This window comes from Paenibacillus sp. R-74696 (assembly GCF_055814915.1).
Window position 1 is genome coordinate 31,249 of record NZ_JBPULM010000022.1, and the last position, 17,366, is coordinate 48,614.

A 17,366-nucleotide genomic window follows, 5' to 3' on the forward strand; every position below is an offset into this window, starting at 1 on the left:
TCTACCAAGCTATTAATGCACGGTATCCGTTTCTATTCCCGCTCGTAGGCTTGCAGGGCATTCACCCGGTGCGCCATCGCAGAGCCTGCCTTCAAAACCGTTGCCACAACAATCGTCTCAGCCAGCTCCTCCAGTGTCGCTCCCGCTTCCTTCGCCTGCCTTGTAAAAATCTCAATGCTGTAAGCACTTCCCGTCACATGGGCCGAGCCAACTGCGATGAGCAGCTTTTCCTTCGCTTCGATATGCTGCGGCTTTAGCGATTTGTGCAAATACTCGAAGAAAGCATTGTACAGCTCCTCATTAACGTCCTCCAGCTGCTCTACCAGCTCGATATTGCTTCTGCTGTACAAGTCCGTTTCTTTGCTGCCGTTGAACGCATTAAGCGCATTGACCGAATGGTAGAAGGCGGAATGCGCATTGACCGCAGCACCGACAGCCGCCGCCTCGAACAATTCCTCGAACGATGCGTTTAGCGCCTTTGCTTTGCCCACATGGGCCTCAATACAATAAGGGCAGCCTGTAACGTGGGCAACGGCAACGGCTATAAACTCTTTAACTTTGACTGAAATGACGCCATCGGCAAGTGCTTCCTTGTTGAATTCGCCGAACGCCTTAAAGGCATCGGGGGCATAGCTGAATATTTTGGATGAGAAGCTGGGTGCGTGTCTGGTGTACAGGCTTTCGTTCGACATTAGGGTAAAACCTCCATTTTCCATTTTAAATATGTGTAATCCACTTGATTTAATCGGGTTTATATCTGTTATAATAGGGCATAAAGCTGGACGTGTATAATTGAAAGATTTAAATAGCCAATTTAGTATTTTTTAAGCACAGGGGTGAAAACGCATGGAAATTCGGTTAATTAAAACGTTCCAGACCATTGTTAAGCTCGGTAATTTCCAGCGCGCTGCCGAGGCACTGCAATATTCGCAGCCTACTATTACGATACAAATTAAGAAGCTGGAAGAGGAGCTCGGCATGAAGCTGTTCGAGCGAGGCAAAACCATAACACTCACCAGCGCGGGACGGCTATTCCATGAACGGGCCGACATGCTGCTGCGGGAATACGACGAGCTAAACAGCTCCTTGACGGACTTCATTCAAGGGGATGCCGGCGTTGTGCGGGTGGGCGCTTCGGAGCCTTCTGCCAGCAGTCGTCTGCCAGGGATTTTGTCCGCGTATACGCAAAAAAAGCCGAAGGTGCAAATTAAAGTCAAGGTCGGTACGACCAGAGAGCTGATGCAGATGGTCATCGACGATGAAATTGATCTGGCGCTGTGCAATCAGCCTGAACCGCATATCGAGCTGGAATTTCACGGTTTAATGAAAGAACAATTTTCATTGTTGCTCCCTGCTGGGCATCCCTTTGCTGAACGCGCGGAAATACGGATGAAGGATTTGCGGAATGAAAAGTTTCTGTTCACACCGGGAACCTGCTCGTTTCGCATTCGCATCGAGGAAATGATTACGAAAAAAATCGGCAAGCTGCGGCATAACAGCATTGAGGTTGCCAGCATTTCCGCGCTCAAATATTATGTGCAGGCGCAGCTAGGCATTGCCCTATCGCCAGTTGTCGCCATTTCTCCGCCGCTGCCAGGGACGATCATCAAGCAGGTTATCGATATGGCCGAGGGGCCTGAGCTCGGCATCCTCATTAAGCGGAACAGCACGACGCTGAGCCAAATTAATAAAGAGCTGATTACCGATATTAAGCTGGCGCTCACTCCTGATCCAGATTGGTAGCAGCAATTAAGCTTTAGGTTTATTAAAGCAGCGCTTTAGCATTTTCAATTGTACAAACGCTGCGCCTTCCGCTATGCTCACTTATAACTATTATTCCGAGTGAATAACTTGTTATTTAAATAGTGGAACGGAGCGCTGCTTGTAATGAAAAAAATCCATTTAGGTATTTTCGATATTCATACCCCGAATCAAATGACGCAGGGCTTATGGACCCATCCCGCCAATCAATCTACACGCTATAAGGAGCTGGCTTTCTGGATTGAGCTTGCGCAGGTGCTGGAGCGTGGTAAATTCGATTTTATGTTTTTTGCCGATTCCTACGGCTATCCCCATCATAAGCGTGAGCTTTCGTATCGCGAAGCCGTATACACGCCCTCCAACGATCCGATGCTGGTCATTTCTGCACTCGCTGCCAGCACGAAGCATCTCGCATTCGTCACGACGGCCTCGCCTGTATACGAGCTGCCCTTTCCCAATGCCCGCCGCTTCTCGACGCTTGACCATTTGACAAGCGGCCGCATTGGCTGGAATGTCGTGGCTACAGGCGGCATCAGCGGCGCGGAAAGCTTTGGCCGCAGCGGCATTTTGCCGCATGATGAACGTTATGAGCAGGCTGAGGAATTTATGGAAGCCAGCTATAAGCTGCTGGAGGGCAGCTGGGAGGACGACGCTGTACTCGCTGATCGCGAGCGCCGCATTTACGCCGATGCGGACAAGGTTCATGTTATTGAGCACAGCGGCAAATATTATAAAATGAAGGCTTCCCATGCCAGTGAGCCATCCATTCAACGTACGCCTGTCCTGTTTCAGGCGGGCAGCTCGGATCGCGGACGTGATTTTGCCGCCAAGCATGCCGAGGGTGTGTTTCTGAAAGCCCCTACTGTAGAAGCACTGAGGGCTCAGGTACAGGATATTCGCAAGCGGGCTGCGGCTTATGGCAGAGGAGACGGGGAAATTAAAATTTTCACGGGACTGTCGGCTGTGGTTGGCCGTACGCGCGAGGAAGCTGAGGGCAAGCTTGCCGAATATAACGCCCATCACAGCCGGGAGGCGGCTCTCCTCACCTATGAGAACGCGACGGGTATAGATTTGTCCGCGCTCGATCCCGATGCACCGTTCGAACATGTAAAAACCGAGCAAGGACGCACACATACCGAGCGTTATACGAAGCATAGCAGCAAAGTTCAGAGCGTGCGCGAAGTGAGCAACAATTTTGCCGAGAAGGAATTTCGTGGCATTGTGATAGCGGGAACCGCCGAGGAGATTGCGGATCACATGCAATATTGGGTGGAGGAAACGGGTATTGATGGCTTTAACTTGGAGCGTTATGTGCTGCCCGGGACGCATATCGACTTTGTCGATCTCGTTGTGCCAGAACTACAGCGCCGCGGCATGTTCAGACAAGAATACGAGGAGGATACGCTTCGCGAGCGCCTGTTCGGCAAAGGAAATACACGCCTGCCGGATACTCATGCTGGCGCAGCCTACCGCTTCCCCCACAGCTGACCCGCAACAAATAAAAGGGGTTATCCGCAAGTCGCCTTATTCAATCGCGACCCTGCGGATAACCCCTTTCTGTTTCAATATTCAATGCCCCATCTGATGCACTTCCTCGGCGTTATAGGACAATAAGCCGAACACGATCAGCAGCGTTGTGAAGATCACGATGCAGGCACCGATGCGCCGCAGCGTTTTTCGACGCTCGCTCATGTGCACATCTTGGCCATAGCGCTTCTTCGACGAAGCGATAAACAGCAGGCCCACCCCCAGCAGCAGTGCAATAACGACGCTCGCCTTCAAATAAACATCCAAACCATCACTTCCTGTCCGCCCATTTATGCTATAGACGATAATCATTAGGAAAAAGTTGTACCTTCTGCGCGATTAATAGCCTGCGCTTCATTTCGCTTAAGTTGCCGCCTGTTCGGGTAAGCATAAGCAAAGACATAGGCCACAGTGAGTGCTGTGAATGGACCAGAATAGATGATCATATATGAATAACTTAGTTAAAAAAATAGATCCTGAATGGAGGCAGCTGCTCATGGCCCCTAAATCAAAGACGATGCGATTTTTCCTCGATATGTATGTCCGTTTCCGTGATGATGATGTGCCGGGCGTCGCGGCGCAGCTGACTTTTTATTTGATTTTGTCCTTTTTCCCCTTTCTGCTGTTTGTTGTCAGCCTGCTTGGCTTCGTTCAGTTATCGGGGGACAGCCTCATTGCCGAACTCATTCGCCTGCTCCCTGCCGAGACGGGCACGGCGATCAGCCAGGTGCTTGAAGAAATTACGCAGGGCAGCAATGGGGCACTGCTGTCGTTCGGAATGCTCGCGACGATCTGGTCGGCGTCCAATGGCATGAATGCGATTATTAAAGGTCTGAATACCGCCTATGAGGAGCAGGAAAGCCGCCCCTTCTGGAAAATCCGCGGCATTGCGCTGATCGCCACGCTCGTGCTTGGCCTTGTCATTACGCTCGTCATGCTTATGCTTGTATTCGGCAAGACGATCAGCAGCTACTTATTCGACCTGCTTCATGTGCCGAGTGAAAGCGAGTGGGTATGGAATTTGCTGAAATATGCGATTCCGCTCACTGCTATGCTTCTCGTATTTACCATCCTGTATTGGATCGCCCCTAACCGCAAGCTCCGGCTGCGGGAGGTGATCCCCGGTGTGCTGTTTACAACCTTCGGCTGGGTCGCAGCCTCGATGCTGTTCCAGTTTTACATTAATAATTTCGGCAGCTACTCCAAAACCTACGGCAGTATTGGCGGCATTATTATTTTGCTAGTCTGGTTATTCATTACGTCACATATCATTATATTAGGCGGGGAAATGAATGCGTCGCTGGCCCGTCCACGCCTAGCTAAGCCCAGTGTGCAAGAGCGCCCGCCGCACAACCGGACAGGCTCCTTTTTCGTCAAATAAAAAAAGTGCTTATTTATATCTGAAAATAGTCAATGGCACGAAATGCCTGTTTCATATTTGTTTGCTCGGGTAAATAAAAGTAATTCGATATACATTTCGAGGAGGAATATAGGATGGAATATATTATAAACAAACGCTTTGATGGGGAAGAAATACTTTTAGATGGCAACCACTACATTGGCTGCACTTTCAACAACTGCACCATTACAATATCGTCCCTGCATTTCAACTATGATCGCTGCACGTTCAAAGGCTCCAGCTTCAAGCTTAGCCCAAGCGTTTTTTTCCTGCAAAACGTTTATTCACTGCTGCCTTCATCGACGAACGGCAAACGAGTTCAGCTTGCCTAGTGCGTCGACAGAACACCCCACCTGCAAGCCACTAGAACGTTAACAAGGGCAAGATTCATGATGAGATGAATCTTGCCCTTGTCGGTTGTTTTTGACTATAACGTCTCTTGCTTACTCCGCTTCCGCTACGACTGCGAAACGCTCATTCACATGGTTAGCTTGCTCCGCCTCGTCCACAATGGCAATGGCATAGTCGGCATAGCTGATGTAGCTGTCGCCTTTTGCGTTAAAGAAGAAATTGTCTTCGCCTTTCGTGTAAGAGCCTGTACGTTTGCCGTCCGGGTTGAAAAAAGCAGCCGGGCTAACGAAGGTCCATTTGATGCCCGTCGAGCCTTGAAGATCATTCAAGTTGCTGCCTTGGTTGAAGGCTGTTGCATAATATTCTTTAGGGAAATGCTCCGTTTCGAACAAACGCGTCGTCTTCGTTTTATCCACAAACAGGCTGCCAGCTCCGCCGACTACGATCAAACGAGTTTCCGGTGCGCCTTGGAGCGCTTCAATCAGCACTTTGCCTAGCTCCACATGCTTCGTTTCCTCGCCTTGTGGTGCGCCGAATGCGTTGACTACGATGTCAAAGGCTTTCAAATCCTCAGCTGTAAGCTTGAATGCATCCTTCTCCAATACAGCTGCATTAGATTGTGCAAACTTCGATGCCGTTCTGACGATCGCCGTCACCTCATGGCCTCTTGCTGCAGCCTCCTGAATGATCAAGCTACCTGCTTTACCTGTCGCGCCAATAACTGCTATTTTCATTGTCTATTCCTCCTGAGTATATATAAGGCTTGTTAGTTGAAAAGCGACCTACTTATTGTAACTATTATAGTTACAAGTTGCTTGCAATGTCAAATCATTATTTTGAAAGCTATATGCAGCGTGTCGAACGATATAATATAATGGAGATAGGAATTGCTCGAAGCATACCAAACACGGCAAGGAGACCATCTCTAATGAGCGACTTTATTATTTTCAACGTGGCCAACAAACCTTTTGCTGTCCATTTTTCGGAAATTGATGAGATTCAAGCAGCCGTAGAAGGAACACCACTTCCTTTCGCCGAGCCGTGGCATGGTGGCGTGGCCAACATTCGTGGCGGCCTCTACACCATTATTAACTTGCGCAAAAAATTTAATCTGTTTGGACAGGCCCAAGGCAGCTATCAAAAAATCATTTTGCTCCGGCAAGCCAAAGTAGCACTGCTCGTCGATGATATCGAAAATACGGCCTCCATTGAAGAAACAGACATTGAGCGTGTGCCCGATTCTTCAGAGAAGGACATTTTCCACCAAGCTTTCAGGCTGGATAACCGGGTTATTCCGATCCTGCATGTAACGCTGTTCCTCGCTTCTACCAAAACCATATAGTGAAACGACACAAGGCAGTTTCCATGCAGCTTCTACGCTGACGGAAACTGCCTTGTGCTGTGTATGATCGTTGATGGATGAGAGATGGGGGATGCAAGGCGATTTTTTCACCATCAAAGCTGCGCTTAGTACTTCCGAAACGGGATTTCCTTCTTCGCCATTTGCTCCGTATAGACGCTTTCCTGTGGCACGATTCGTTTCGGCAGCGTGCGCCCGGCAACGAGCTCCTGCACCGCCTGCATGATATTCGGGCCAAGCAGCGGATTGCATTCGACAATGCAGTTGATTTTGCCTTCCGCCAGCTTCATGAACGCCCGCCGCGTCCCATCCACTGAAATAATGACAATATCCACGCCCGGCCGCAGTCCATATTCCTCAATCGCTTCAATTGCGCCAAGTGCCATATCATCGTTTTGGGCAAACAGCACATCCATTTCACCGCCATATTGTTCAAGCAGTGTGCCCATCACTTCCTTGCCCCGTTCAAAAGTAAAATCAGCGTCAACGCTGGCCATGATTTTATAATTTGGCTGCTTCAGTACAATATCCCGGAACCCCTGTCCACGCTGGATCGAGGGGGATGAGCCTTCCGTTCCTCGCAGCTCGACGATTTGGATTGTCTCCACGGCATCCCGCATTTTATCGACCAAATATTTGCCCGCCTTGCGCCCTTCCTCATACAAGTCCGCTCCAATATGCGTCACATAAAGCGAGGAATCGCCCACATCGACGGAACGGTCGGTTATAATGAGCGGAATACCCGCCTGCTTCACCTCGGTTAAAATCTCATCCCAGCCCGAATGCACAACCGGAGCAACGGCAATGACGTCGACCTTCTGCCTAATGAAGGATCGGATCGCCTCAAACTGCTTTTCCTGTGATTGCTCCGCATTTGCGAACAAGAGCTCGATTCCGGCCTCTTTTGCCGCCTCTTTGACCGAATTGGTGTTGGCCATTCGCCATTCGCTCTCTGAACCGAGCTGGGAGAAACCAAGAACAATCGGCCTCACTGGCTGCAGCAGCTCGATTCCTGTTGCCTCGGGCAGCGTTCCGTCTCCTGCTATCTTGCCCTTACCTACACCCGATTCGTTGTGCAGAGCTTGGTCTATTCCCGATGATGAAGGAGCAGGGGACGTAAGCTGGCAGCTGCTCAGAAGCATCAAGAAAGCGATTGCATAAATTATTTTCACAAATACAGCTTGTCTTCGCATAGGCCTTCCCTCCGGTTCAGCCAGTAAAAGCGTCTATGCCCTTCCAGCTTACTGATCGTATTGTAATGGATACGGAGCACTTTGTCATCGTCGTAACGACTCATGGGGTGCCGCGAACAACGTCGAATCGTTGCGCTGCACCCCTGAACCGCAATCTATTAAGCTTTTTGCATTTGCCGCCTTGCACTGAGCAGACGCTGCAGGACTATGAACAGCAGCAGCAGCAGACCGATGACAATCTTGGTCCACCAGGAGCTGAGCGTGCCTTCAAAGCTGATAATGGTTTGGATAACCCCTTGAATCAATACGCCGAAAAAGGTTCCGAGAATATAGCCGACGCCGCCTGTCAGCAGCGTACCGCCAATGACGACCGCAGCGATGGCATCCAGTTCCAGTCCGACCGCATGCAAGCCGTAGCCTGACAGCATATAGAACGTAAAGACGACACCCGCAAGCGCAGAGCAAAGTCCGCTAAAGGTATAGACGAGAATTTTCGTGCGGGCAACGGGCAGCCCCATTAACAGCGCGGAGGATTCACTGCCGCCAAGCGCATACGTATTGCGTCCGAAGCGGGTATAATGGGCCAAATAAATCGCTGCAGCTACCACAACCAATGCGATAATGACGCTGATGGAGATGAAAAAGCCGCCCGGCAGCTTGATTTTCGTCTGCGCCATGCTCGTATAAAACGGGTGATCAATCGTAATCGTATTGATGCTAATGACGTAGCACAGCCCCCGGGCCAGAAACATGCCGGCGAGCGTGACGATGAACGGCTGGATTTTAAAATAATGGATGATCGCTCCCATCAGCCAGCCGAAGGCTGCGCCCAGCACGAGCACAAGCGGAATGACGACGGCAGGCGGCCAGCCCTGCTGCTGCACGAGGCTCGCCGAAATCATCGTCGTCAGCGCAATGACCGAGCCGACCGACAGGTCAATGCCGCCGGAAACGATGACGAAGGTCATGCCGACCGCGACGATAATCAGAAAGGCGTTGTCAATGAGCAGATTGAGCAGCACCTGCAGCGAGAAAAAGCCGGTGTAGCGGAACGAGCCTGCCGCAAACATCAAAGCAAGCAGCGCGGCTGTCACCACGATTGGGATATACTGTCTTTTAAGCATGGCGTTTAACCTCACTCTCTGCCGGATAGCGGCGTGTCTTAAAGCGATGTGCCAGCGTCTTGCGGAACGTCTCCGACTGAATAAGGCAGACGAGCAGCACGACAAACGCTTTGACTACAAGCGTTATTTCCGGCGGAACGCCGATCATGTAGATCGTCGTCGTCAGCGTCTGAATAATGAGCGCGCCGACGACCGTGCCGAGCAAATAAAAGCGTCCGCCATTGAGCGAGGTGCCCCCGATGACGACGGCAAGAATCGCGTCAAGCTCATACCACAGCCCGGCGTTGTTGCCGTCGGCGCTGGATACATTGGCGCTGAGCAGCAAACCGGCGATGCCGGCGCATAAGCCACAAAACATATAAACGGCGATCATGACGACTCGCGAGCGAATGCCGGCCAGGCGGCTCGCTTCGGGGTTGCAGCCAACGGACTCGATGAACAGGCCGAGGGCGGTTTTGCGCGTCAGCAGCGCTGCAATCAGCAGCACTCCGCCAGCGATAAAGATGGAGAAGGGCAGCGTGAGCAGCGAGCCTGCGCCGATGAACTTATAGGCGCTGCTCGATACGGTAATAATCTGCCCGCCTGTAATGAGTTGGGCAACGCCGCGCCCAGCAACCATTAAAATGAGCGTGGCAATAATCGGCTGAATGCCGAAGACTGCCACAAGCATGCCGTTCCATAAGCCCAGCACAAGCGCCAGCACTAGAGCAATGCCGATCGCGCTGAGCACGAGGCCCAGCATGTTCTGATCCGTGCCTTGGCTGAGCATCATGCAGGCCATGGCGCCTGCGATAGCCACGATCGAGCCAACCGACAGGTCGATGCCCTTCGTGGCAATAACGAGCGTCATGCCGATAGCGACGAGAATAAGCGGCGCGCCAAAATTCAAAATATCAATCAAGCTGCCGTACAGCTTGCCTGCCCGCATTTGCACGGAGAAAAATTCCGGCTCATAAAGCAAATTAAATAATAACAGCGCCCCCAGCATGACCAGCGGCCAAAATAAATGATGTTTCACCATGCTTGCTCACTCCCCTGCCATGGCCTGCATAAGCTGCTGCTGGCTCATTTCATCTTCTGCTATTTCCTTGACTACTACATGGTCTCGCAGCACCGCGATCCTGTCGCTGACCCGCAGCACCTCCTCCAGCTCCGAGGAGACGAACAGCACCGACATGCCTTCACCCGACAGCTTCAGCACAAGTTTCTGGATTTCCGCCTTTGCGCCAACATCAATACCGCGCGTCGGCTCATCAAGGATGAGCAGCTTCGGCTGCGTCAGCAGCCAGCGTCCAAGAATGACCTTCTGCTGATTGCCACCGCTAAGGTTCTTAATCAGCTGCTCCGGGTTAGGCGGATTAATATTGAGCGCCTTGATATATTCGTCAGCAAACTCATCCTGGCGCTTGCGGGGAATGGCGCGAAACCAGCCGCGCGTCGCCTGCAGGGCGAGAATCATATTTTCACGAACCGTCAGCTCGTCGATAATGCCTTCTGTTTTGCGGTTTTCCGGACAGAAGGCAATTCCCTGATCAATCGCCTCGCGAGGAGAAGCGATGCCCTCCTTCACTCCATTCACCCGCAGCGCGCCATTATCAGGCCGATCTGCGCCAAAGAATAGCCGCGCAAGCTCCGTCCTTCCTGAGCCGAGCAGGCCTGCAAGACCAACAACCTCGCCCTTGCGAATAGTCAGGTCGAACGGCTCAATGGCCCCTTTGCGGCCCAGAGCCTTCGCTTCGATAACCAGATCCTTCGAATGCTCAGCAGCGGGTGCCGTCTCTTTCTCACGCGGCAGCGCATCGAGCTGCTCCAGCTCCTTGCCGATCATTTTCGATACGAGCTCTATCCGGGGAAGCTCCTTCGCCAAATACTCCCCTACAAATTCTCCGCCACGGAGAATGGTTATTCGATCGGACACCTCATACACCTGATCCAGAAAATGCGTAACGAACAAAATGGCCAGTCCTTCCGCCTTCAGCTTGTTCATCACCTCAAACAGCTGCTTCACTTCATTGCGGTCAAGGCTTGACGTCGGCTCATCCAAAATGAGCACCTTCGCCGAAATATTCAGCGCCCGCCCAATAGCAACAAGCTGCTGAATCGCGACAGAATAGGCCGATAACGGCAGCTTTACATCCAAACGAATTTGCAAGCGGGTAAGCAGCAGCTCCTCGGCTGCCGCATTCATCTCTTTCCACAAAATACGGCCAAAACGCCGCGGCTCGCGGCCGATAAAAATATTTTCAGCAACTGTCAAATTCGGACATAGATTCACTTCCTGATAAACCGTACTAATGCCAGCCGTTTGCGCCGACTGAGGGCTGTCGATGGCCATACGCTGACGCGCAAGCTCTACCGTGCCTTGATCAATGGAGTAAACACCTGTCAGCACCTTAATCAAGGTAGACTTTCCTGCCCCATTTTCGCCCATCAGCGCATGGATTTCGCCGGGAAAGAGGCGAAAGCTGACGCCGGATAAAGCTTTTACGCCTGGAAAGCCTTTATGGATATTGCTCATTTGCAGGATAGGTTCGCGTTCCCGCTCCATCTTCTTCTCCCCTTTGGTTTTGAATTTTGCCTATGCTCCTATTCGCTTATGTGTAAGCGATAAAAAAGGAAGCCGTCCGCCTGGTACGTAGACCAGCCTTACGCGGCTTCCTTCGCTGGCTTCTGCGCTGCTTCTAGTATTTCCGGTCAGGCAGGGCAGCCTTCGCTTGCTCCGAAGTAAAGACGCCTTCCTCGGTTACGATACGCTTCTCAATCGTTTTGCCGTCCAGCACATCCTGTACTGCCTGCATCAATTGCGGTCCGAGCAGTGGATTGCATTCGACGATAAAGTTGATTTTGCCTTCGCTTGCTGCAACGAAGCCGTCTTTGACGCCATCGATGGATATGATGATAATGTCCTCGCCCGGCTTAAGGCCTGCTGCTTCAATCGCTTGAATCGCGCCCAGCGCCATGTCATCATTGTGAGCATAGAGAACATCGATTTTTTTATTCGCTTTTAAGAACGATTGCATAACCTCATTGCCCTTCGCACGAGTGAAATCACCCGTTTGTGAAGCGATAACCTTCAGGTTGGCATTGCCCTTGATGATTTCCTCAAAGCCTGTTTTGCGATCGATCGCTGGTGCCGAGCCTGTTGTGCCTTGCAGCTCAACAATGTTGATTTCTTCAGCTGAATCCTTATATTTATCTACCAGCCATTGTCCAGCACGGCGGCCCTCTTCTACGAAGTCCGAGCCAATAAACGTTTGGTACAGCGAAGTATCTGCCGAATCAACAGCGCGGTCTGTCAAGATGACCGGAATACCCGCATCCTTCGCTTCTTTTAATACCGTATCCCAGCCAGATTCTACGACTGGAGAAAATGCGATAACGTCTACCTTTTGCTGAATGTAGGAGCGGATCGCTTTAATTTGATTTTCTTGTTTTTGCTGAGCATCGGAAAACTTCAAATCGTAACCCGCTGCTGTAGCCGATTCCTTAATCGAATTCGTATTCGCTGTACGCCAGCCGCTTTCAGCACCAACCTGTGCGAAGCCGAGCGTTACTTTTTTGTCCGCCGGTGCTGCCGCTGGCTCACTGCTCGCCGCTGCCGGAGCACTCGTCCCACCAGCATTTCCTGCTCCTGCCGTATTCGTTCCTCCATTGCCGCTTCCGCAAGCGGATGTGACGAGCAGCATCGTCGCCATCAGAAGCGACATGCCTAGTTTTCCTGCTTTTTTCATCTTTGTATTACCTCCCCTGTCATTCACCAACGTTTGGCGTGCCCTCATTATAGAACGCTTACAAAAGGTCAGGATACGGAGTCCGATAGCCTTTCGATTTGATTTTTTGGGTAATTTTTCAGCAAGAGCGGCAAATGGTTTGATTTTTTGTGCGAAAGGTGGAAATTTAGTCGATCGAACATCTGTGCGTAGCGAGGTTAACGACAATTTGGTATAGTGAAGGTTGGACAGTTTTGAAATCGCATTCATTTCCAATTTGAAAGGTTCCTATAAACCTATGAAGCTGATGCGCTGGATTTTCTCAAGCCTTCGGGCCAAGCTGCTGCTGATGTTCATTATTTTGACCTCCGTTCCGCTGATCGCGGTTGGCCTGATATCCTATCAAAAATCGTACAATGCGGTATCTGATCACAGCAAAGCGGCGACGATGCTTGTTGTAGGCCAGCTTGGCAATGACATTGATGCGCTGCTCGAGGATACGGGCAGGCTGCTGGAGCTGGAAAACAACCCGCAGGTGCTGCATTATTTATTTTCGCAAACGGATACGTATGAGGATGCCAAAGCGATTATTCAAACGATGAATTTGTACCGGGAAACGTATAAATATGAAAGCGTGCTCAACATTACGGTCGTCAATCTGTATGGACGGGGCTTAAGCGAGCGCAAAGGCGTGTTCCAGCTGGACAGGAATCCGCTGCGCAACCCGCATTTTCAATATTTGCTTAACCATCCGGATGAGGTATTGAACATTCCCCCGCCGGACGCCTCGCCGCTTGACCGTCTCGACGGCTTTCATTATTCGCAGCATAACGTCATCTCTATCATGGCAACGGTCAAGCAGCAAATTACCCACGAGGTTATCGGCTTTATCGTCATCGATTTAGATGATTCGATCATTGAGCGTTACTGTGAAAATATTACGCTTGGCGAGAGCGGCTACGTGTATGTGCTCGACCAAGTAGGCAATCCCATCTTCCTCCCCTCGGCCATGACGAGTGTAGCGAAGGCCCAGCCGCCTGCTGATCTCAGCGCACAGCTCGCTTTAGAGCAAAACAGCTATGTGGATTACAGCAACGGCAGGCCGAAGTTCGTCGCCTTCACAACCTCGTCCACCACAGGCTGGAAAATCGTCGGCTCCGTTCCGCTGCAGGAGATTGTCGCCGAGGCGAATGAAATTCGCCAACTGATCATTATTAGCGTGCTGCTCAGCATCGTGTTTGCGATTACGCTGCATTATTTCATTACAGCCCGCCTGACGCGGCCGATCCAACTGCTGAAGAGCAAGATGCGGCTGGCAGCTGGCGGTTTCCTCGAGGTCAAGGTGCAGCCAAGCGGCCATGACGAAATTGCCGATTTGGGCAACAGCTTCAACATTATGCTGGAGAAAATTAAGAGGCTGCTCATGCAAAGCATTGAGGAGCAGGAGCATCTGCAGAAGGCCGAGCTGCGAACGCTGCAAGCGCAAATTAATCCGCATTTTCTCTATAATACGCTCGATTCCATCGTATGGATGGCGGAGGCCGGGCGCAGCGGGCAGGTTATCCAGCTGGTGCAGGCGCTGTCGCGCTTTTTCCGCATCAGCCTCAATCGGGGGCGGGACTGGATTGCCCTAAAGGATGAGCTGGAGCATGTGCAAAGCTATTTGATCATCCAGCAGATGCGCTACCGCGACATTTTGGACTATGAGCTGGATGTGCCAGAGGAGCTGAAGGATTTGCCGATTTTGAAAATGACGCTCCAGCCCATCGTTGAAAATGCCTTATATCACGGCATTAAAAATAAACGCGGTAAAGGATTAATCCGCATTTATGGTTATGCCAGCCAAGATTCGGACTTATATTTAATAATTGAAGACAATGGCATCGGCATGAAGCCAGAGCGTCTTGCCGAGCTGCGCGAGGCGCTCCGCATGCAGCATATTCCCGAGGAAACGGGCTCGGAGGTATCCGGCGGCTTCGGCCTCCATAATGTCCAGCAGCGGCTGCGCCTCTATTACGGGGAAGCCTATACCGTTATCGTAGAAAGCGAAGACCAGCTTGGAACAAAGGTTACGATCCGCATTCCAATGGAGAGGATGAAGCCGAATGAAAAAGGTTATGCTCGTTGACGACGAGATTCTAGTCAGGGAAAGCATTCGGGACTGTATCAATTGGGAGCAAGAGGGCTTTATATTTTGCGGGGACGCCTCCGATGGCGAGCTGGCGCTGCCGCTTATTGAGCAGCGCCAGCCGGATATCCTCATTACAGATATCAAGATGCCGTTTATGGATGGCTTGGAGCTGAGCGCCATCGTCCGCGAACGGATGCCGGATATCAAAATCATTATTCTCAGCGGGCATGACGAATTTGAATATGCCCGCGCGGCACTGCGAGTCGGCGTAGAAGAATATTGCCTCAAGCCGGTCAGTGCTGCCGATATCGTGCGGACGCTGCATGACGTCAGCCGCAGTATTGACCGCGAGCGCTATGAGCGCGAGCTGCTGGAGAAGAAGCAGCTCGCCCAGGGCGGAAGCGCAGAACAGATGCGGTATAAGCTGCTCAGCGACTTATGCAGCGGCTTTATTACAACAGCGGAAGCCATCCATCAGGCCGGCTCGCTTTCGATTGGACTGACGGCAAGCTATTACGCAGCCGCCATCTCGGACATTCGCTGCTCGGAAGGCTCCATCAGCGTTGATTTAGCTATTCAGCAGCAGACGGAGCTGCTGCTGCACGAAGCGATCAGCTCCCTCCTGCCGGGAGCGCTCTCCTATAAGCGCAGCCAGACGGAGACGATCTGGCTGCTCAAGAGCGATTCGCTGCCGCAGCTGCAAGAGGTGCTGGCGCGCTTCGCTTGCAGCTGGAAGGAGCAGGCGGAGCGCAGTGCGAGCTGCTCGATAGCCGTTGGCATCGGCAGCATTCAGGATCGCCTGCAAGGTATCCACTCCTCCTATTTGGAGGCGGAGGATGACAAGCACTGGCGCAGGCTCTCCGGGCAAAACCGCAAGGCGCTGCGCGATGCCGCCTCCGGCTTATCCGAGCAATCGGTGGTCGCCCAGCGCCAGCGCTTCATCGACTTTCTCAAGCTCGGCACGCCCGCCAAGACGGAGGCTTTCGTCGCCAGCTTTGCGGCAGGGCTTCAGCAGCTGGACTGGCGCGGTGCCTTTTACGGCTATTATTTGCTTAATGATCTGACGATTGAAGCTGTTCATATTGCCAAAGCCATTCAGCGGAATCCGGATATGCCGAAGGAGCAGCTGGATAAGCTGCAGCTGGCAATGAGCGAGGTCCGCAGCCAAGAGGATGCCTGCTGCTATCTCCAAACGCTGCTGGCGCAGTTCTGGCAATGGCGCGCCGGCGCCGCGGATAAGTACGCCGAGATGCTGAGCCAGGTAAAGGACTATATTTTGAAGCATTATGGCGATGATCATTTGTCGCTGAATGATGCGGCGGAGCATGTGCGCGTCAGCCCCAGCCATCTTAGCAAAGTGTTCAGCCAAGAGACGGGTCAGACCTTTATTGAATTTCTAACCCACACGCGCATCCGCAAAGCGATGGAGCTGCTGCAGGCGTCGAATGCAAAGTCGTATGAAATCGCCCATCAGGTCGGCTATAATGATGCGCATTATTTCTCCAATTTGTTCAAGCGGGTAACCGGCATGACGACAACGCAGTTTCGCAAGCAGCAAGAACAAGGTGGCAGCTCGCACGCTGCAGGAGGAGTGTATCACCATGCAAGCACTAGCGGCATTGTTCTTCCATAGACGGGCTGCTTTACGACGAAGGGCCTTGCTTACTGCTTTGCTTACAGCCCTGCTGGTGCTCACCTTGCTCATGACAGGCTGTACAAATAATGAAGCAGCGGAAGATATCCGCCCCGTCTCATCGAGCAGCTGGGATAGCGGCTCGCCAGCATCCTCCCCTTTTGCATCAACCGCTTCAACAGCAGCACCCGACATCGCCACCTTTGGCATTATATATCCGATGGCGCATCCGTATTATGAGACGGTGACGGAATCCGCTAAAGCAGCAGCAGCTCTGCGCGGCGTGCAGCTTATTGTGAAAGCGCCGGATGAAGCGAATCTGGAGCAGCAGATCCGCATGATGGAGACGATGATTGCCTCGCAGGTAGACGGCATAGCGCTTGATCCGATTGATGCGGAAGCGCTCGTGCCTGTCATTAACAAAGCCGTACAGGCGGGCATTACGGTCATTTGCTTTGAATCCGATTCACCAAGCAGCAAGCGCGCTGCGTTTATCGGAACGGATCATGCTGCTGCGGGCGCCCAGATGGGGCATATGCTGTCCGAGCTGCTAGGCGGGCGGGGAATGGTTATTGTCGAGAACGGGATGACGCGGATGAAAAGCTTAAGCGAGCGCCTAGAAGGCATGCTGACCTATATTAACGAGCAGACCGACATTCAAGTGCTCGAAGTGCAGTATAACGAAGGCAACGAAACCCGCGCTTTGGCGCAGCTGGAAAAAATGATCGACGACCACCCGCATTTTGACGCGCTCGTATCGATGGATGCCCTCTCCGGCTCCGCCTCGGTGCTCGTCTGGAAAGCGCAGGGTCTAAACCGCTATTCCCTAACCTTCGGCATGATGCCGGAAATCCAAGAAGCCATTCACAATGGGCAAATTACAGCGTCGCTATCGCAAAATGAACAATTGTGGGGCACACGCATTATCGAGCGACTGCTGCAAGCGTTCGCAGGCGAGACGCTGCCTCTATTTGATGATACAGGTACGCTAGAGATTACGCAGGAAGACATCTCCCTTTTAAACGCCCCCTAGAATAGCACTGGTGAGCCTACATAGGTCTCCAATGCTCATTCCAAGGGGCGTTGTTTATTTTCGCGCACACTGAGTTCTTCCCCTCTTTTCCCTCTAGCATCCTAGTAAGAGAACGACAACCTCCTGTGCTATAATGTAAAGGAT

Annotated in this window: 16 protein-coding genes; 8 read left to right on the top strand and 8 right to left on the bottom strand. The window is 51.9% G+C overall.

Annotated elements, in window-relative coordinates; all coding sequences use genetic code 11:
• Positions 1-32: 32 nt before the first annotated feature.
• Entirely contained in the window at positions 33-692 is a 660-nt protein-coding gene (locus tag ACSR9A_RS06210) for a carboxymuconolactone decarboxylase family protein (protein ID WP_473756209.1), read from the bottom strand.
• 154 nt (positions 693-846) lie between these two features.
• Between ACSR9A_RS06210 and ACSR9A_RS06215 the strand changes: the two genes are divergently transcribed.
• Together ACSR9A_RS06215 and ACSR9A_RS06220 are read left to right on the top strand one after the other, a co-directional pair.
• Positions 847-1,743: a LysR family transcriptional regulator gene (locus ACSR9A_RS06215; RefSeq protein WP_473756210.1), complete on the top strand. Its 897-nt coding sequence runs from the start codon at positions 847-849 to the stop codon at positions 1,741-1,743.
• A 144-nt stretch (positions 1,744-1,887) separates the two neighbouring features.
• Positions 1,888-3,249, top strand: coding sequence for an LLM class flavin-dependent oxidoreductase (locus tag ACSR9A_RS06220; protein ID WP_473756211.1), 1,362 nt, complete (start codon positions 1,888-1,890; stop codon positions 3,247-3,249).
• Positions 3,250-3,330: 81 nt separating this feature from the next.
• On the opposite strand, the gene ACSR9A_RS06225 is transcribed toward ACSR9A_RS06220, so the two are convergent.
• On the bottom strand, positions 3,331-3,600 hold the full coding sequence (locus ACSR9A_RS06225; protein ID WP_341279586.1) for a hypothetical protein: 270 nt from the start codon (positions 3,598-3,600) through the stop codon (positions 3,331-3,333).
• A gap of 184 nt (positions 3,601-3,784) precedes the next feature.
• On the opposite strand from ACSR9A_RS06225, the gene ACSR9A_RS06230 reads away from it, so the two are divergent.
• On the top strand, positions 3,785-4,669 hold the full coding sequence (locus ACSR9A_RS06230) for a YihY/virulence factor BrkB family protein (RefSeq protein WP_473756212.1): 885 nt from the start codon (positions 3,785-3,787) through the stop codon (positions 4,667-4,669).
• 113 nt (positions 4,670-4,782) lie between these two features.
• Entirely contained in the window at positions 4,783-5,019 is a 237-nt protein-coding gene (locus ACSR9A_RS06235) for a hypothetical protein (RefSeq protein WP_338553137.1), read from the top strand.
• Between the two features lie 111 nt (positions 5,020-5,130).
• Here the strand turns inward: ACSR9A_RS06235 and ACSR9A_RS06240 are convergent, their stop codons facing one another.
• Positions 5,131-5,772 carry an NAD(P)-dependent oxidoreductase gene (locus ACSR9A_RS06240; protein WP_473756213.1) on the bottom strand — a complete coding sequence of 214 codons (642 nt, stop codon included), beginning with the start codon at positions 5,770-5,772 and terminating at the stop codon, positions 5,131-5,133.
• A gap of 194 nt (positions 5,773-5,966) precedes the next feature.
• Between ACSR9A_RS06240 and ACSR9A_RS06245 the strand changes: the two genes are divergently transcribed.
• The gene (locus ACSR9A_RS06245; protein ID WP_341279589.1) at positions 5,967-6,380 is read left to right on the top strand and encodes a chemotaxis protein CheW; all 414 of its coding nucleotides are present in this window, start codon (positions 5,967-5,969) and stop codon (positions 6,378-6,380) included.
• A gap of 125 nt (positions 6,381-6,505) precedes the next feature.
• Here ACSR9A_RS06245 and ACSR9A_RS06250 read toward each other — a convergent pair whose 3' ends face one another.
• The 5 genes from ACSR9A_RS06250 to ACSR9A_RS06270 all read right to left on the bottom strand — a co-directional run bounded on the left by ACSR9A_RS06250 (position 6,506) and on the right by ACSR9A_RS06270 (position 12,446).
• A complete protein-coding gene (locus ACSR9A_RS06250; RefSeq protein WP_473756214.1) occupies positions 6,506-7,591 on the bottom strand; it encodes an ABC transporter substrate-binding protein in 1,086 nt (361 codons plus the stop codon).
• A 158-nt stretch (positions 7,592-7,749) separates the two neighbouring features.
• The gene (gene yjfF / locus ACSR9A_RS06255) at positions 7,750-8,715 is read right to left on the bottom strand and encodes a galactofuranose ABC transporter, permease protein YjfF (protein ID WP_473756215.1); all 966 of its coding nucleotides are present in this window, start codon (positions 8,713-8,715) and stop codon (positions 7,750-7,752) included.
• Positions 8,708-9,736, bottom strand: a complete 1,029-nt coding sequence (locus ACSR9A_RS06260) for an ABC transporter permease (protein WP_473756216.1) — start codon at positions 9,734-9,736, stop codon at positions 8,708-8,710. The genes yjfF and ACSR9A_RS06260 overlap by 8 nt, the downstream gene beginning before the upstream one ends.
• Before the next feature lie 6 nt (positions 9,737-9,742).
• Positions 9,743-11,263 (bottom strand): sugar ABC transporter ATP-binding protein, encoded by a 1,521-nt coding sequence (locus ACSR9A_RS06265; protein ID WP_473756217.1) that lies wholly within the window; start codon positions 11,261-11,263, stop codon positions 9,743-9,745.
• 133 nt (positions 11,264-11,396) lie between these two features.
• The gene (locus ACSR9A_RS06270) at positions 11,397-12,446 is read right to left on the bottom strand and encodes an ABC transporter substrate-binding protein (RefSeq protein WP_473756218.1); all 1,050 of its coding nucleotides are present in this window, start codon (positions 12,444-12,446) and stop codon (positions 11,397-11,399) included.
• A gap of 277 nt (positions 12,447-12,723) precedes the next feature.
• On the opposite strand from ACSR9A_RS06270, the gene ACSR9A_RS06275 reads away from it, so the two are divergent.
• From ACSR9A_RS06275 to ACSR9A_RS06285, 3 genes are read left to right on the top strand one after another with little or no spacing between them, the layout of a single operon-like run.
• Entirely contained in the window at positions 12,724-14,553 is a 1,830-nt protein-coding gene (locus ACSR9A_RS06275) for a sensor histidine kinase (protein ID WP_473756219.1), read from the top strand.
• Positions 14,531-16,189 carry a response regulator transcription factor gene (locus ACSR9A_RS06280; protein ID WP_473756221.1) on the top strand — a complete coding sequence of 553 codons (1,659 nt, stop codon included), beginning with the start codon at positions 14,531-14,533 and terminating at the stop codon, positions 16,187-16,189. The genes ACSR9A_RS06275 and ACSR9A_RS06280 overlap by 23 nt, the downstream gene beginning before the upstream one ends.
• Positions 16,158-17,222, top strand: coding sequence for a sugar ABC transporter substrate-binding protein (locus ACSR9A_RS06285; protein WP_473756222.1), 1,065 nt, complete (start codon positions 16,158-16,160; stop codon positions 17,220-17,222). The genes ACSR9A_RS06280 and ACSR9A_RS06285 overlap by 32 nt, the downstream gene beginning before the upstream one ends.
• Positions 17,223-17,366: the final 144 nt, after the last annotated feature.

Bases quoted from the DNA above. Each gene is read 5' to 3' on its own strand.
- ACSR9A_RS06210 (WP_473756209.1), bottom strand. From the start codon at position 692: ATGTCGAACGAAAGCCTGTACACCAGACACGCACCCAGCTTCTCATCC.
- ACSR9A_RS06215 (WP_473756210.1), top strand. From the start codon at position 847: ATGGAAATTCGGTTAATTAAAACGTTCCAGACCATTGTTAAGCTCGGT.
- ACSR9A_RS06220 (WP_473756211.1), top strand. From the start codon at position 1,888: ATGAAAAAAATCCATTTAGGTATTTTCGATATTCATACCCCGAATCAA.
- ACSR9A_RS06225 (WP_341279586.1), bottom strand. From the start codon at position 3,600: ATGATTATCGTCTATAGCATAAATGGGCGGACAGGAAGTGATGGTTTG.
- ACSR9A_RS06230 (WP_473756212.1), top strand. From the start codon at position 3,785: ATGGCCCCTAAATCAAAGACGATGCGATTTTTCCTCGATATGTATGTC.
- ACSR9A_RS06235 (WP_338553137.1), top strand. From the start codon at position 4,783: ATGGAATATATTATAAACAAACGCTTTGATGGGGAAGAAATACTTTTA.
- ACSR9A_RS06240 (WP_473756213.1), bottom strand. From the start codon at position 5,772: ATGAAAATAGCAGTTATTGGCGCGACAGGTAAAGCAGGTAGCTTGATC.
- ACSR9A_RS06245 (WP_341279589.1), top strand. From the start codon at position 5,967: ATGAGCGACTTTATTATTTTCAACGTGGCCAACAAACCTTTTGCTGTC.
- ACSR9A_RS06250 (WP_473756214.1), bottom strand. From the start codon at position 7,591: ATGCGAAGACAAGCTGTATTTGTGAAAATAATTTATGCAATCGCTTTC.
- yjfF (WP_473756215.1), bottom strand. From the start codon at position 8,715: ATGCTTAAAAGACAGTATATCCCAATCGTGGTGACAGCCGCGCTGCTT.
- ACSR9A_RS06260 (WP_473756216.1), bottom strand. From the start codon at position 9,736: ATGGTGAAACATCATTTATTTTGGCCGCTGGTCATGCTGGGGGCGCTG.
- ACSR9A_RS06265 (WP_473756217.1), bottom strand. From the start codon at position 11,263: ATGGAGCGGGAACGCGAACCTATCCTGCAAATGAGCAATATCCATAAA.
- ACSR9A_RS06270 (WP_473756218.1), bottom strand. From the start codon at position 12,446: ATGAAAAAAGCAGGAAAACTAGGCATGTCGCTTCTGATGGCGACGATG.
- ACSR9A_RS06275 (WP_473756219.1), top strand. From the start codon at position 12,724: ATGAAGCTGATGCGCTGGATTTTCTCAAGCCTTCGGGCCAAGCTGCTG.
- ACSR9A_RS06280 (WP_473756221.1), top strand. From the start codon at position 14,531: ATGAAAAAGGTTATGCTCGTTGACGACGAGATTCTAGTCAGGGAAAGC.
- ACSR9A_RS06285 (WP_473756222.1), top strand. From the start codon at position 16,158: ATGCAAGCACTAGCGGCATTGTTCTTCCATAGACGGGCTGCTTTACGA.